Origin of the sequence: Halomonas sp. PA16-9 (genome assembly GCF_009728585.1) — a bacterium.
GTDB classification, from domain to species: domain Bacteria; phylum Pseudomonadota; class Gammaproteobacteria; order Pseudomonadales; family Halomonadaceae; genus Vreelandella; species Vreelandella titanicae.
The window spans coordinates 632,309-646,738 of record NZ_CP040452.1 but is presented as its reverse complement, the minus strand read 5'-3'; the positions used below and the strand labels follow the sequence as shown (position 1 = coordinate 646,738).

General features: G+C 57.0%; 9 protein-coding genes and 3 pseudogenes. 4 read left to right on the top strand and 8 right to left on the bottom strand.

The window, feature by feature from the left end; all coding sequences use genetic code 11:
• Positions 1-540 precede the first annotated feature (540 nt).
• From FDY98_RS19375 to FDY98_RS19335, 8 genes and pseudogenes are all read right to left on the bottom strand, one after another.
• A complete protein-coding gene (locus FDY98_RS19375; RefSeq protein ID WP_155706099.1) occupies positions 541-756 on the bottom strand; it encodes a hypothetical protein in 216 nt (71 codons plus the stop codon).
• A 9-nt stretch (positions 757-765) separates the two neighbouring features.
• Complete coding sequence (locus FDY98_RS19370; RefSeq protein WP_155706098.1) at positions 766-1,068, bottom strand: hypothetical protein; 303 nt, start codon at positions 1,066-1,068, stop codon at positions 766-768.
• 47 nt (positions 1,069-1,115) lie between these two features.
• Positions 1,116-1,274, bottom strand: a complete 159-nt coding sequence (locus FDY98_RS29700) for an RHS repeat-associated core domain-containing protein (RefSeq protein WP_155706096.1) — start codon at positions 1,272-1,274, stop codon at positions 1,116-1,118.
• A gap of 2,775 nt (positions 1,275-4,049) precedes the next feature.
• Positions 4,050-6,438 (bottom strand): annotated as a pseudogene (tssI, locus tag FDY98_RS29695) (type VI secretion system tip protein TssI/VgrG); the annotation flags it as partial.
• 203 nt (positions 6,439-6,641) lie between these two features.
• Positions 6,642-7,385 carry a sulfite exporter TauE/SafE family protein gene (locus FDY98_RS19350; protein WP_027957152.1) on the bottom strand — a complete coding sequence of 248 codons (744 nt, stop codon included), beginning with the start codon at positions 7,383-7,385 and terminating at the stop codon, positions 6,642-6,644.
• A gap of 117 nt (positions 7,386-7,502) precedes the next feature.
• Complete coding sequence (iolB, locus tag FDY98_RS19345; protein ID WP_027957151.1) at positions 7,503-8,309, bottom strand: 5-deoxy-glucuronate isomerase; 807 nt, start codon at positions 8,307-8,309, stop codon at positions 7,503-7,505.
• Between the two features lie 86 nt (positions 8,310-8,395).
• A complete protein-coding gene (gene iolG / locus FDY98_RS19340) occupies positions 8,396-9,391 on the bottom strand; it encodes an inositol 2-dehydrogenase (protein WP_027957150.1) in 996 nt (331 codons plus the stop codon).
• Between the two features lie 43 nt (positions 9,392-9,434).
• Positions 9,435-10,298: a MurR/RpiR family transcriptional regulator gene (locus FDY98_RS19335; RefSeq protein ID WP_027957149.1), complete on the bottom strand. Its 864-nt coding sequence runs from the start codon at positions 10,296-10,298 to the stop codon at positions 9,435-9,437.
• A 238-nt stretch (positions 10,299-10,536) separates the two neighbouring features.
• Between FDY98_RS19335 and FDY98_RS19330 the strand changes: the two are divergent.
• The 4 genes and pseudogenes from FDY98_RS19330 (at position 10,537) to FDY98_RS19315 (ending at position 14,368) form a co-directional block, all read left to right on the top strand.
• Positions 10,537-11,486 (top strand): annotated as a pseudogene (locus FDY98_RS19330) (sugar ABC transporter substrate-binding protein).
• A 53-nt stretch (positions 11,487-11,539) separates the two neighbouring features.
• A pseudogene (locus FDY98_RS19325) lies at positions 11,540-12,669 on the top strand (ABC transporter permease).
• 1 nt (position 12,670) lies between these two features.
• Positions 12,671-13,561 (top strand): ATP-binding cassette domain-containing protein, encoded by an 891-nt coding sequence (locus FDY98_RS19320; RefSeq protein ID WP_027957147.1) that lies wholly within the window; start codon positions 12,671-12,673, stop codon positions 13,559-13,561.
• A gap of 9 nt (positions 13,562-13,570) precedes the next feature.
• Positions 13,571-14,368, top strand: a complete 798-nt coding sequence (locus FDY98_RS19315; RefSeq protein ID WP_027957146.1) for a TIM barrel protein — start codon at positions 13,571-13,573, stop codon at positions 14,366-14,368.
• Positions 14,369-14,430 lie beyond the last annotated feature (62 nt).

Genomic DNA, 14,430 nt, shown 5'->3' with positions numbered 1-14,430 from the left:
AAAAACGTGGCTTAAAACACATTCCTAGAATGCCTATGATCTCAACTATCATAATTATTATATTTAAGTTTCTCAAGCTTTCATAATCAATAATTGAAAAATAACCTTGCCAGTCAAGTAGTCGGATATGCTCATCTGGCATGAGTTCAGCCATCTTCCAGCCAAAGTAATTCAGAGTAAGAGTGCTGAGAAATGAGGCAGCTATCAACGATCTGAAAAGAGAGCTTCTAATCATGTAAACCTAACCTTTAGTTATGATGTCACAGATATTTGCGTCATCGTTAGAGTTTTGCGTCTCATGTCTGTCAATTTCTCTGAGAGCTCTCTGAAGGTCAATAATTAATGTGTTATCCACATCATCCTCATGCTCTAATAGTCTATCGAGTGTTTCATAATAGAACATATTGTCTAAATACCTTCCTGAGAGAGCAAAGGATGAAACAAAAAACAATAAAAAAACAAGAGATGTTACTGTTATTCTAATGATTATCATTCTTGCCACCGTATAACTTTTCTTTTGCCTAGCTCATCTATTTCATTTTATTTTTTTTTATTTTCAATCGCTGGGTTGTCAGGAAGAAGTTTTTCGATTTCACTGCATACTTTCTCACGTTTATTTTTAGCATTTTCTTCAACTTGCGCTTTGTGCACTTTAAATGACTCCTGTGCTTGGGAGGATGTCGTCAAATATGATGCCGCCAGACCTAATAGCAAAGCTATTAATGCCGGGATTAGTATGACTTTAGTTATTGTCACGATTTTCTCCTACTTAACCCTTGATCTATGAAGGGTGTAGCGATGAGGGCGAACTACACTCTCAGTACATTCTAATCCTTCAGGCATATCATCAGGTACCGGTGGATAGGGCTCTTGATCCAAAGGAATCAATTGCGGGTAACTATCATCTAAGTACTCAATTTCCCCTTCCCCTGCGTCATTGTCATAGGTGGCTTTAGTGCACATCATATGGTCATCCGGTAAACAGTCACCATAGGTTGCACATTTTAATTCTTCTAAAAAACCTCCCAAATAACCCCAATGCGTTTCTTTATCAGCAGTATCAGGCATCCTCTGTGAGCTATTAGGGGAAGGTTGCGTACTTGAGAGTCTCCCTCTCAACCCCACGGATCCACCATCCCCGTCGGATTCGTCACATACCCATACAAATTCGTGCCGCCGTTAAGACCAATCGGATCCTGGCTAATATACCGCCCCTGCTGCGGGTCATAATAACGGTGGCGGTTGTAGTAGAGGCCACTTCTTCGTCGTGCCATTGGCCCTGGAACCGGATCGGCTGGGTGAGGTTGCGCACGGCGCGTTGGTTTTTGACTGCCGCCCAGTCGTCCGGTTCGGCGAGCCAGCGGGGGTGGCCGTTGGGGGTAACTAACTGCATGGGCGTACCCAATGCGTCGGTGATATAGGCGCTGAGTATTTGGCCTTGTTCAGTATCATCAATACGCAGCATGGGCACAAAACTGCCCGGCTCGTAGACCACCGTAGTGCGCTGGTTGTCCGTTTCTTCGCGGACGATGCGATCACCGTCCCAGCCGTAGTAGGTGGTGGCGGTGGTGCCGTTGGGGTGGCGCACGTTTTGCTGATGCGTCTTCCCAGGCCGTCGTAGCGGTAGGTGACTTCGCGGGTCGCCCCCAGCTCACTGGCGTGGATCAGGTGCACTAAGCGGTTGGCGCCGTCGTAGCCAAGCGTTAGGCGTTCGCCGTTGGGCTGTTGGCGTTCGACCAGGTTACCGGCACCGTCGTAGCGGTAGCGGGTACCGTTTAACTGCCCCAGGCGATTATCAGAAAGGGCCTGTTGGCCTTCTAACCGGTTACCGGCCGCGTCCACGCTATAGCGGTGGGCGTGGTCGCCGTGCTGGCTGCCGATCAAGCGCCCGGCAGCGTCGTAACTGTAGGCGATGACTTTTTCTGCTGGATCACCTTGCAGGCTGCGGAAGCTCATACGGCCCAGGGCGTCGTATTGGTAGCTCTGCTGGCTGGTGGTGTCCGGGCTGCGTAGGGTGAGGTGATCCAGCTGGCCCAGGTTCGTATACCCGCGCTCCAGCATCAGCGGTTGATTGTGCGCATTGGCACCGGTGCTGAGTCGGCGCTGGGTTTCCCGGTGCAGGGCATCGGGTTCCAGGGCGATCTCAAGATCCAGGCCGGGGGCGCTCATGCCGTGCAGGTGGCCGCTGCCATAGGTATGCCAGTTTAGTGCGGGGAGATCCCCAAACTGGCTGGCCTGGGGCGCGCCGGTAGCCGTGAGGCTGTGCTGGTGCTGCCACTGCCAGCCGCTATCGGCATGTTGCTGCTGTTCGCCGATTAAGCGTTGGGCGTGGTCGTAGTTAAAACTGACCTCACCGTGGTCGTTGGTGACGCTGAGTAGCTGGCCATTCGTACCCCACTGGTACTGCTCCGTGCTGGCCGGGGCGTGCTCGGTCGCGGGTAGATGGCGGGCGGTGAGGCGACCGGCTTGGTCATAGTCGTAGCGGGTAACCAGCGGCTGGCCGTCGGGGCCAGGGCGGTTGGCTTCGACACGTTCGATCAAGCGCCCGGCGTCATCGTAGCGATACTGCTGCTCCCGGCCATCGGGGCCGGTCTCGCTGGCGAGGCGATCCATCTCGTCGTAAGTAAAGCGGTACATCGCGCCGTTGCCCAGAGTCAGCTCGCTGAGGCGGCCCACGTCGTCATAGGCGGTGAACTGCTGGCTGCCGTCGGCCTCGATGCGTTGCACCGGGCGGCCGTGGTCATCAAAGAAGAACTGCTGCCGAAACCCTTGCGGGCCTTCCAGCTCCACCTGCCGCCCAAGAGCATCCACATGGTGGTGCCAGTGGGTGCCGTCCGGCAGTTGCGTGGCGAGTCGTCGACCCATCTCGTCGTGCTGGGTGCGGGTGGTCTCGTTCAGCGCATTGGTGACGCTGGCCAGGTAGCCGTGGCAGTCATAGCTATACGTGGTGCGCTTCTGTGAGCAGTCGATCTGGGCGGTGATCTGGCCCAGGGCGTTCCACTCGCGCTGGTGGGTGGCCCTGCCTGCATCGGTAATTGTCGTAGGGCGATCAGGCAAAGCATCGTGTTCGTAGGCGAAGGCGATAGTGCCTTCCGGCCCGGTGACTTCCACTGGAAGCCCCTGTTCGTTGCGCGTTATTTGCCACGTTTGATCCTCAGGCCCTTCGATACTCACCGGCTGGCCCAGGGGATCGCGCTCAATCGCCCAGCGGGTGCCGTCCGGGCCGGTCTGTGCAATCACTTGCCCATGCTCATCCCGTTCGATCAGCGTCTCGTGGCCCAGCGGATCCACCGTCGCTACCTTGAGACCGGCACGGTCGTAACGAAACTCGATGCGCGAACCGTCGGCGCGGGTATGGGCTGTCCAGCGGCGGCCGGGGCCACTGCCCACAAAGTGGTAGCGCTCCTCCCGACCCAGGCTGTCGGTGACCAGGGTGTGATCTACTTGGTAGCTGTACGTCCGCGCTAAACCTCCGGCTTCCTGCTGGCCGACCACCCGGCCATCCGGGGCGTGGCGATCCCAGGTGTAGTGGGCTTCCATGCCCCCGGGTACCCGGTGGGCGGTGAGCATATGGTCTTGCCACTCAAACTCGCGCACCACCTCGCCGTGGCGGTGGCGCACCGCAATCAAATCCCCGACGGGGCTATAGGAGTAGCGTACCAGCCACTCGTCCGCTGACTCACCGTCGTGCTCTTGCACCAGCTTAACGCCGGTTAGGCGCTGCCCGGCATCGTCGGGCTGGGCAGGAAGCAGGCTGTCGTAAACGAATTGATAGTGACGCTGGGCGCTGTCGATCACCGTGACCAGCAGACCACCTTCCCAGTGGTACTGGGTGGCATAGCCGTTGCGGTCGCGCTCTTCGATTAAGGGCCAGCGAGCAGCGTTATCTTTTGAGCTATCACCTGAAGGCGTATCCGAGGTTGCCGCCACGTCTGCTGGATGGGCAAACACATAGTAAAGCCCGCTGGCATCGCTAAGAACAATACGTTCGGGATCCTGGCGCAGCGCCTCATCCAACACTTGCCAGCGAGGCGCGTTACTTTCTTCATCGGCTGAAGCACCCCACGGCGTATCCATAGCTGCTCGGTGGGCGAGAAGCGTGCTTGGCCGGGGGCCAGTGCGCCAAAGGTAATCGCACGGCCCTGGGCATCGTGGACAATACAGGCGTCATCGTTAAGGGTGAGGGCGAGACTTTCGCCGGGTACCGACCAGCCCTGACCGAGTACCCCAATCCGCCCGTTGCTGGAGAGATAGCCACGGCTAAACACAAACGGCCGTGGCGCGGGTAGCGCAAAATCGGTCTCGGCGGGCAGCAGCTTGGCGCCCAGCAGCGGGTTCACCGGGCTACCCACCGCGGGTTGGCAGGCACTGCAGTCGTCGGCCAGGCCATCGGTGATGTCGATATCGTCTAACGCTAGCGGGGTCGCGGCGGCAATCTCACTGCTCAGCAGCGGTGCCTGGTGCGGCTCGAGGGTGACGTCCTCGCTCTCCTCAGGCTCGGCTTCCCCGGGTAAGCGGGGCAGTACAATGGCGTGGCCCTGGCCTCGCCCGGGGCTACCGCCGGAGTTGATCTTGACCTGGGGGCCGACAATGGTCACCCCGCCGGGGTCGAGCTTGATAAAGCTGCCGCCCGCCTTCAGGGTGATCTCGCTGCCTGCTTCCAGGACGATCTGGCTGCCCGCTTTGTGGTGCAGCTCGCGGCCGGTCTCGACCAGTTGGGCTTCACCGTACACCTCATGGCGGGTCTGATCGACCTGGAGGTGGTCATCGCCCTTGATCTGGGTGTAGCGCTTGCCGTGTACGGTGAGATGATCGTCGTTATGGATTTCGCTCAAGCGGTTGCGGTGCAGCTTAAGGTGGCTGTCCCGGCGGATCTCCTCGGTGCGGTCGTTAAGCGTCAGTAGCTCCAGGTCTTTTTGGGCATGCAGCCAGATCTGCTCCTGGTCGGTGGCGTCCTCGAAGCGCAGTTCGTTAAAGCCTTCCGACTTATGGCTCTGGGTGCGGATCACCGTGCGGGTCTTGTTGGCCGGAGCGGTAAGGCGGGGTATTCACCGCGTGTAGGTGCGCCCGGTGACCAGCGGTTGATCGGGTCGCCCTCTAAAAACGAGACAATGACCTCATGGCCGATACGGGGATCGCCATGCTGCCGTAGCCACCCCTGCCCAACCCTGGCCACCCGTATCCAACAGCTGGCGGTCTCATCAGGATCGCATAACGATCCCAGGGGAACTGCACCTTGACCCGGCCGTGTTCGTCGCAGTAGATCTCTTCGCCTTCCGGCCCCACCACAAAGGCCACCTGGGGGCCATCGACCCGCGGCTTGGGGTTGGGCACCGGGCGGAAGGTCTGATCCTTCGGCATGATCACCACGTCATTGTGGTACGGGTCATCAGCTCGCCTGCTGGCACGCTCCCTTATTCCCCGGGCCATACCGTCCTCTTCCAGGGCCTGGGGCTGCTCGCCGTGGTGTACCACTGAGACCACCTGCCACGCTTGGTTAAGGCTATCGATATCGTGGTCGGTGAGGGTAAAGCAGATGCCGGGGCGAGCTCGGGCAGGTCACTCTCGGCCTCGGCGGTGGTGGCGTCGGCGCGCAGGGCTCTAAGCGGTGGCGGGTAAACGGCTTACCGGAGCGTCCTTCTTATAGCGGCCGGGGTAGTCAAAGTGTTCGTAATCCTCCCGCTGGGCGTGTTCGCCCAAGTTGGGAGCGAGGTGCTCGTGGATCTGCGCATAGGGCGGGTTTTAAAGGTGTAGTCCTTGAGCATCGCCGAGGCGGGGCGCACGCGGTTGGCCTGACGCAATTTACGCAGGTGGCGTCGGGGCGGTGTGCCCCCGGCACGACGTGGTAGGTGCGCTCGCCCACGCTGGCAGCACCACGGTGGCATCGGCAAATACCAACTGGTGCTTGCCGCCCTCGGCGTTCTCAAACTCATGGAAATAGAAGCAGCCCTCTTCGGCGGCTAAGCGCTCGATAAAGGCCAGATCGGTCTCGCGGTACTGAACCAGAAACTCCCGGTCGAGGGGCGTGCGGGTGGTGGCAAAGCCGATATCGGTGAGGCTGCGTTCGCTGGCTAAAGTGGTGATAGCGTCAAAAGGCGAGGTGTCCTGAAAGATCCGCGAATTATGGCGCAGCGATAACCGCCACAGCGCGGGACGAATCTCCACCCGATAAAAGCTGCGCCGGTGTCCCCGGTCGCCGCGGTGTAGCTCAGCGATTATCCCATGCACGCGGCGCAGCGGCTCGCCGTCCTGCCAAATGGTCAGGGTGGCGTTTTGATCCAAGCAGTCGCTGGGCGACAGGTCGTGGGTGCGGCTGGCAAACTCAACCGAGAGCGCAAACGGCTCCGACAGCGCCTCGCGATGGGTAAAGCGCACCACGGCGGTGTCATCGGCCCCGGGTAGGGTCAGGGTAAATTGCAGGCCCGTTTTGTCCGCCATCGCACCGCTCCTTGGATCAAGTAAATGAGAAACGATCAGGGTAGCGGGCCGGGGCCAGAGAGCAAGGCCTGGAGGGCAAGTGACAGGGATCTCTTACACGCTTGTAAGAGATCTCTTACAAAATTTTAAGCGATGTCTTACAGCTTAAACGCTTAAAGGATGATTGTATGAAAAATGAGCTGCACTCCGTAATGAATCCCGCCCTATTTCAGCGCCTGCCAAATCAAATTAAAACCGACTAAAAACATGGCAAAAATCACCAGTCGGTAGAACAGCGTCTCGTTGACGCGACTTTGTAGCCACAAGCCGTTGCGTACACCGACCCAGGCGATGGGCACCAGCAGCAGCGACGCCCAGGCGCTGGTAACGTTGATTTCGCCAAGCCACATATAGGGCGCTAGCTTGATCACGTTGACCACCGCAAAGGTCACTGCGCAGGTGGCAATAAAGGTCTCTTTCGATAGTTTGCGCGGCAGTAGATAAACGTTGAGCGGCGGCGCGCCCGCATGAGCCATAAAACTGGTAAAGCCGCAGACGCTTGCCGCTGGCAATGCCCAGCGAGTGGAGATCGGTTTCTTGGCAACGGGCTTGAGCAGCATGTAAGCGGCGAACAGCAGGGTGATAACGCCGAGAGTCAGGCGTAAGCCCTGTTCACTCAAACTGCCAAACAGCAGCGTCCCTACCGTCACGCCGATAAACAGCCCCGGCACAAAGCGCCAGACCTCAGTGGCGTCCTGTTTGCCCCACCATGCTTTCACCGCAAACACGTCCATCACTAGCAACAGTGGTAGCAGCAAGCCCGCTGCCTGGGCGGGGCTGATCGCCAGCGCCATGAGCGGCACCGAGAGCGTGCCAAAACCACCCGCGAAACCGCCTTTTGAAACGCCGGTCAGGTAAACGGAAAATGCAATTAACACCCAGGCGATGATGGAGTAGTCGGGGAGCATTGAAGCCTCTGGATAAATGAGATAGCTAACCGTAGGAATAACGAACAATAAAAAGCCCCGCAGCAGCGGGGCTCATTAGCATAGCATTAGATAAACGTTAGCGGGCGAAGTGTCGATCTATCCAGCGTTCATCAGCCATTCGTGATCGGGGTCGTTGTGGAATTTCCATGCCCGCTTGGGCCCCGCCATCACATTTAAGTAGTAGAGCGAGTAGCCATGGGAGGCGCCTACTGGATGGTAGCCCTTAGGCACCAACACGCAGCAGCCGTTCTCCACCGCCATGGTTTCATCAAGGCTGCGGTCATCGGTGTAAACGCGCTGAAAGGCGAAGCCCTGCTCAGGGTTAATGCGGTGGTAGTAGGTCTCTTCCAGATGTGATTCGTGGGGTAAGTTATCCACATCGTGTTTGTGGGGCGGGTAGCTCGACCAGTTACCCGCAGGTGTGAATACTTCGACTACTAATAGGCTATCGGCGGGCTCGGTTTCCGGCAGAATATCGTGAACATGGCGGGTGTTGGTGCCCTGGCCACGGGTGCTTTGCTTGATGTTGTCAGGCGCGATGAGCCGTGGGGCATGGTTGCCATGCCCAGGGGCGGCGCACACCGCTAGCTCTAAGTCTGTGGTCGCTTCCACCGCGTAGCTAACATGGTCAGGTAGGTAAACCGCATAGGGCGGGGTCTGTTCAAAGATATCCATGCGCTGGCCGATATCTTCAAAGCGGTGCTCGCCGCAGGTTACCGTGGCTCGACCGGTGAGCAGCACCAGGCAGATTTCCTGATCATCGCTGCTGGCCTCCAGGCGTTGGCCCTTGGCGAGTTTATGCACCCGAAAGCCAACGTGCGTCCAGCCAGCCGATTCAGGGGTCACGTCAATCACGGTGCCTTGGGCATCTGGGGCGGTGGGGCGTACCAGTAGGGAAGCCATATGTCGCTCCTTCTGATGGTTAGCTGCTCTGTTGGCAGCTAACCGTTTACGATATGAAGGGTCTCCACAGACCCGTTTGCGTCTGTTTAGATCGAGGCGTCGAGCAGAATTTTGCGACCTTCACGCAATGAAAGCTCCGCTGCATCGGCTAAGCGCAATGCCTCTAGGCCATCCTGGGCACCTGCGAGTGGCGCACGTTTCTCCTTCCATGCGGCGACAAAGTCGCCAATTTCAAGTTGGTAGGCTTGGGCGTAGCGCTCCAGGAAGAACCACTTGGGTTTGTCTTCCACTTGGCCTGCTTCACCGGTGAAGCGCAGCCGGGTATCACTCTCGTTCTGGGCTTGCAGCATGCCTTGGCTGCCAAATGCTTCGATACGCTGATCGTAGCCGTAGCAGGCGCGTCGTGAGTTGCTGATCTGGCACAGCTTTCCACTGGTTGTGGTAAGGGTGACCATGGCGGTATCCACATCACCCGCTTCGCCAATCGCTGGGTCGATAATGCTACTGCCGACGGCAAAGACACTTTCGATGGGTTCATCGAGCAGCCAGCGCGCCATGTCGAAATCATGAATCATCATGTCTCGGAACAGGCCGCCGGACTCAGCCACGTACTCGGCAGGCGGGGGAGACGGGTCGCGGCTAATAATCGTTAGCGTTTCAAGTGCGCCAATACGCCCTTCGGTAATCGCTTTTTTCAGTGCCGAAAACTGAGGATCGTGGCGGCGGTTAAAGCCTAACGCGCAGGTCACCGGATGTTCACTGAGTACCTGCAGAGCATCTCGTGTGCGGGCTAAATCCAGGGCGATGGGTTTTTCGCACAGAATCGCCTTGCCCGCGCGGGCGGCACGCTCCAGATACTCCGCGTGAGTAGGCGTGCTTGAAGCAATCAGTACGGCGTCAATGGTGTCATCCGCGAAGATTTCATCCACAGAGGCCGCTCGGCTGGCGTACTGCTCGGCCAACGCTTCTGCGGCAGGCTGATGAAAATCGGCCACGGCGGCCAGGGTAACGTTTGGGTGTGAATAAATGGCCTGGGCATGCACCTTGCCGATGCGTCCTGCGCCGATGAGTGCGAGTTTCATAAGCTCTCCTATTTTGTTTTTGCTGTTGGCTTGCTTTTGGTGTTTAGGCCTTACGTTTTTTGTCACGGCCCTTTTCTTTGTCGCGTGTTTTGTCTTGCCGCACGCCCAGGGCAATCGCCAAGGTCTGGGTCAAGCAGAGCGACGCGGTCAAACTCCGGAAACTTTTTACTTCGGCTTCGTTGACCACGAAGACGACATCCGCGAAACGGGCCAGCGGGCTAAGGTTCGAATCGGTAATCACTACACTAGGTAGGCCGCGCTGGTGGGCGTCTTCGCAGGCTTTTTGGCTCTCTTCGGCATAGGGAGAAAAGCTAATCGTTAGCAGAGCGTCGTGTTGGCTCATGGCGCGCAGCTGCTCGCCGTACATCCCGCCCAAACCATTGACCAGCAGCGCAGGTTTATCCACATGCGCCAAGGCATAGGTCATGTAGCTGGCGACCATAAAGCTTCGCCGTGCCCCCATCACATGAATCGCATGAGCCTTTTCAAAAATATCCAGCGCCTTCTCCAGGCTCTCTGGATCGATACGGCTGGGAAGCTGCTCCAGAACAGCACGATTGGCATCGGCGAACTCCCACAACAGCTGGGTGCTGTCGGGTGTTTCCCCGGTGGCGCTACGTACTGCGCGAATCCGTTCTGTGTAGTTAGGCAATTCATCGACTAGGCGGCTGCGAAACAGCTGCTGCATTTCGGAAAAACCCTTAAAGCCCAAGCTATTGGCCAAGCGGATTAAGGTGGATGGAGTGACATCTGCCTGCTCAGCAATTTTGGCCACGGTCGCTAAAGCAACCTCCTGGGGGTGATCAAGCATAAAACGCGCGGTTTGCTGCAAACGTTTGCTTAGCGTGGCGTACTCGGCGGTGATCAGCGTTTCTAGCTCGCGGTAGCTTTGTGGGGGCTGCGGCATACAAATTCCTTAGCGTTAACTTATGTACCACTCATTTACTCATGCATAACTGGGCTGTAGCACTGAGCAAAGTGGCCGATTGTTATGCAGTCTAGTTGATTGAAATAAATATTCCATTTATACCAAAGTATGGAATAAATAATTTGCAATAATTGCTATTTGGAATCTATATTTCATAGCGCCAAGGCATTTAATGCCACTTCCCTACCAACAACGATAACGTTATGAGGAATTATTTATGGCACGTCTATCTCAATGGCTTCTAGCCTCTGCCGCCACCACGGTATTAATGGCGGGAGCTGCACAAGCACAAGAACCGGAACAAGAAGCGAGCCGTTTCGTCATGGTGACCCATGGTGTTCCCTCTGATCCTTTCTGGTCCGTGGTGAAAACGGCGCAGAGGCAGCCGCTGATCTCGTCGGCGCTGAGCTGGAGTACCGTGCACCATCGACCTTTGATATGGCCAAGATGCAGCAACTTGTACAGGCAGCGGTGGCATCTGATCCGGATGGCTTGATCCTCTCTTTTACCGACGAAAATGCCCTGGGCGGCGCTGTCCAAAATGCTGTCGATAACGGCATCCCAGTGATTACCATTAACTCCGGTGGCGACGTGGCGAGAGATTATGGTGCCCGGCTGCACATTGGGCAGAGTGAATACGAGGCGGGCAAACAGGCCGCCGAGCGCATGCAGGAACTGGGCGTTGAGAAAGGCGTCTGCGTTAACCATGAGCAAGGCAACCAGGGGCTTGATCAGCGCTGTGATGGCTTTGTAGAAGGCTTTGACGGCAATGCTGAGCAGCTAGCGACCACCTACGACCCCACCAATATTCGCAATGCCATTGTCGCTTACCTCAACGAGAACAGTGACGTGCGTGGTGTGCTGACCTTGGGTGCGTTGGCCGCTGATCCGATGATTCGGGCCATGCGTGAGCAGGGGGCAACCGATATGTTCACTCTCGGCACCTTTGACCTTTCCCCCGGTATTTTGGAAGCCTTGGATGCAGGTGAACTGGACTTTGCGATCGACCAACAGCAGTACATGCAGGGTTATTTGCCCGTCATGTTCCTAGATCAGTTCGTCAAAAACGGCCTGCTACCCGCAGGGGATGTTGCCACCGGCCCAGGGTTTGTCACTCAAGAAAACGCTGCACAGGTCATTGAGCTGAGTAGCCAGGGCATCCGTTGATAACTACCTAATCGAAAAAGGCTCGACGGTGTCGAGCCTTGGGGTCGATCGCCATGAATTCTACTGAAACGAAACAGTCGGTTGCGCCAGCAACCGCTCCTCAAGATGAGCGTATCCAGAGAGTCTCTTTCTGGAAGAAGGCGCTTAATCGCCCGGAGCTGGGGGCGCTGGCCGGTGCCGTGCTGGTGCTTGCCTTTTTTATAGCTGCTTCCAGCGGCACTGGGATGTTTACCCCAGCGGGTATTATTAATTTCCTTGAAGTCGCCGCTCAGCTCGGCATTATCGCCACGGCGGCTGCGTTGCTGATGATCGGCGGAGAGTTTGATCTTTCGATAGGTTCGATGATTGGCTTGGCAGGCATTCTGATTGCCATCCCAGCGGTGGAGTATGGCTGGCCGCTGTGGGCCGCAATTTTATTGGCGTTCGCCTGCGCGGGCCTGGTGGGCTGGATTAACGGCAATCTAGTCAATAAAACGGGGTTGCCGTCATTTATCGTTACCCTAGGCTTCCTGTTCATTCTGCGTGGCCTGGCTATTGGTACCAGTCGGTTGTTGACGGGACGTACTCAGGTGGGGGGAGTGCAGGATCATATCCCCGGAGATTGGTTCGCGGCGCTTTTCTCTGGAGAAGTCGCTACGGGACTATTTAGCTGGATGGCGGCAAATGGCTGGATGGCGACCAACTTTGCGGGCAACCCCACGGTCACCGGTATCCCTGTCTCGATTGTCTGGTGGCTGGGTTTAACCGCTGTAGCGACTTGGGTGCTGCTGTGCACGCCTTACGGCAACTGGATCTTCGCCAGCGGTGGCGATGCCAATGCGGCGCGTAATTCGGGCGTCCCCGTCCATCGCGTCAAGATTTCACTGTTCATGTTCACCGCTTTCTCAGCCACCATTTTTGCCTGCATCCAGGTCATGGATACCGGTTCGGCGGACACCATTCGAGGTTTATTAAAAGAGCTGGAGGCCATTATCGCTGTGGTGATCGGTGGCGCTTTGCTGACCGTGGCTATGGATCTGCCATTGGTGCGGCCCTCGGTGCGCTGATTTTCGGCATGGTGCAGATGGGGATCTTCTACACCGGTGTTAACACCGACTGGTTCCAGGTCTTCCTGGGTGTGATGTTGCTGGTGGCGGTGCTATTCAACAATTACATGCGCAAAAAGGCGATGGAGGCTAAATAACATGACTACACGCACTCCAATGATTGAAATGCGCAGTGTCAGCAAACACTTCGGCAGCGTCATCGCCATCAGTGATATCTCGATGCAGGTCTATTCCGGTGAAGTTATGTGCCTGCTGGGGGATAACGGTGCCGGCAAGTCAACGTTGATTAAAACCCTTTCCGGTGTTCACCAGCCCACCCATGGCGAGATGCTACTGGATGGCAAGCCCGCTCGTTTCAAGTCCCCGGCTTACGCGCTCGACGCCGGTATCGCGACCGTTTTTCAGGATCTGGCCATGGTGCCGTTGATGTCGATTACCCGTAACTTCTTTATGGGCCGCGAACCGACGGTGGGCTGGGGGCCTTTAAAGCGGATTGATTGGAAATATGCCGACCGGGTTGCCAAAGAGGAAATGGCTAAAATCGGTATCGATGTGCGCGACCCTAGTCAGCCGGTGGGAACGCTTTCTGGTGGGGAACGCCAGTGTGTGGCGATTGCCCGTGCCGTCTATTTTGGCGCCAAAGTGCTGATTCTTGATGAGCCCACCTCAGCGCTGGGGGTCAAGCAGGCCTCCGTCGTACTGCGCTACATTGCCAAAGCCCGCGCGGATGGGCTTGCGGTCATCTTTATTACCCACAATGTTCACCATGCTTACCCAGTGGCCGATGCGTTCACCCTATTGTCACGCGGCGGCAGTTTGGGCTCCTTCCGCAAAGAGGAAGTCAGCCGCGAAGAAGTGCTCAATATGATGGCGGGTGGCGCTGAGCTTGAAAGCCTGGATGCAGAGCTTGCGGAATTCCAGCGTGACGATAAAGCCAAGAAGGCCAACTTAGCCGGTCAAGACACTCAGCCTGCCGATGGAACAAGCAGCACTGAGCAACCTTCACCGCGAGCTGCGAGCGGCTATTAAGGAGCCATGATGAATAAACCTACCCCATCATCCCCGTTCACGCTGGCCGTTTGCGCTGAAATGGTGTTCCGCCACTTGCCCGTGTTGGAGCGTGTTAAGCGTATTTCTGAACTGGGTTTTCAGGTCGAAATCTGGGACTGGACTAAGCACGATATCGAGGCACTGGCCAATAGCGGGGCGACGTTTTCATCCATGACCGGCTATGTCACCGGCACCCTGGCGGATGCCGCCGGTGCAGATGAACTGCTACGCACCGCCGCTGAGTCGGTTGAGGTAGCAAAGCGCCTTGGCATTCCGCGCCTTAACCTTCACGGCACCGGTCTAGATGGTAATGGGTTGCCCGTTCAGCCTTGCCAGCAGATGACTGGCGCTATGTGGCTAAAAGCCCGAGACACCCTCAATCGGCTGGCGGATCTGGGCGAGCAGAACGACGTCACCTTTGTGCTTGAAAACCTCAATACCGACGTTGATCACCCAGGTGTGCCGTTTGCGCGCTTGGAAGATGTTCTAGCGCTGGTGGAAAGTGTTGGTCGGCCCAGCTTGCGCATTATGTTGGACGTTTATCACGCCCAAATTGGCGAAGGTAATTTGATTGAATTGATTCGCCGCTGTGGGCCCTACATAGGTGAAGTGCAGGTGGCTGATGTGCCAGGACGCTGCGAACCCGGAACCGGCGAGATTAACTATCCGGCCATTGCCAATGCGCTTAACGACATGGGCTACCGCGGCACCATAGGGCTGGAAGGCTGGGCCTCTGGGGATGACGACCTCGCGCTCGACCGATTCCGTGCCGCCTTCACACTTTAATCCACGGTTGATAAGCCTTATCGATTGCCAGCCAAGACGCTTTTATGCCCAGTGCCATCCTG

What these genes read in the sequence shown, in the direction of transcription:
- FDY98_RS19370 (WP_155706098.1), bottom strand. Translation starts at nt 1,068, where the DNA reads ATGCCTGATACTGCTGATAAAGAAACGCATTGGGGTTATTTGGGAGGT.
- FDY98_RS29700 (WP_155706096.1), bottom strand. Translation starts at nt 1,274, where the DNA reads ATGGCACGACGAAGAAGTGGCCTCTACTACAACCGCCACCGTTATTAT.
- FDY98_RS19350 (WP_027957152.1), bottom strand. Translation starts at nt 7,385, where the DNA reads ATGCTCCCCGACTACTCCATCATCGCCTGGGTGTTAATTGCATTTTCC.
- iolB (WP_027957151.1), bottom strand. Translation starts at nt 8,309, where the DNA reads ATGGCTTCCCTACTGGTACGCCCCACCGCCCCAGATGCCCAAGGCACC.
- iolG (WP_027957150.1), bottom strand. Translation starts at nt 9,391, where the DNA reads ATGAAACTCGCACTCATCGGCGCAGGACGCATCGGCAAGGTGCATGCC.
- FDY98_RS19335 (WP_027957149.1), bottom strand. Translation starts at nt 10,298, where the DNA reads ATGCCGCAGCCCCCACAAAGCTACCGCGAGCTAGAAACGCTGATCACC.
- FDY98_RS19320 (WP_027957147.1), top strand. Translation starts at nt 12,671, where the DNA reads ATGACTACACGCACTCCAATGATTGAAATGCGCAGTGTCAGCAAACAC.
- FDY98_RS19315 (WP_027957146.1), top strand. Translation starts at nt 13,571, where the DNA reads ATGAATAAACCTACCCCATCATCCCCGTTCACGCTGGCCGTTTGCGCT.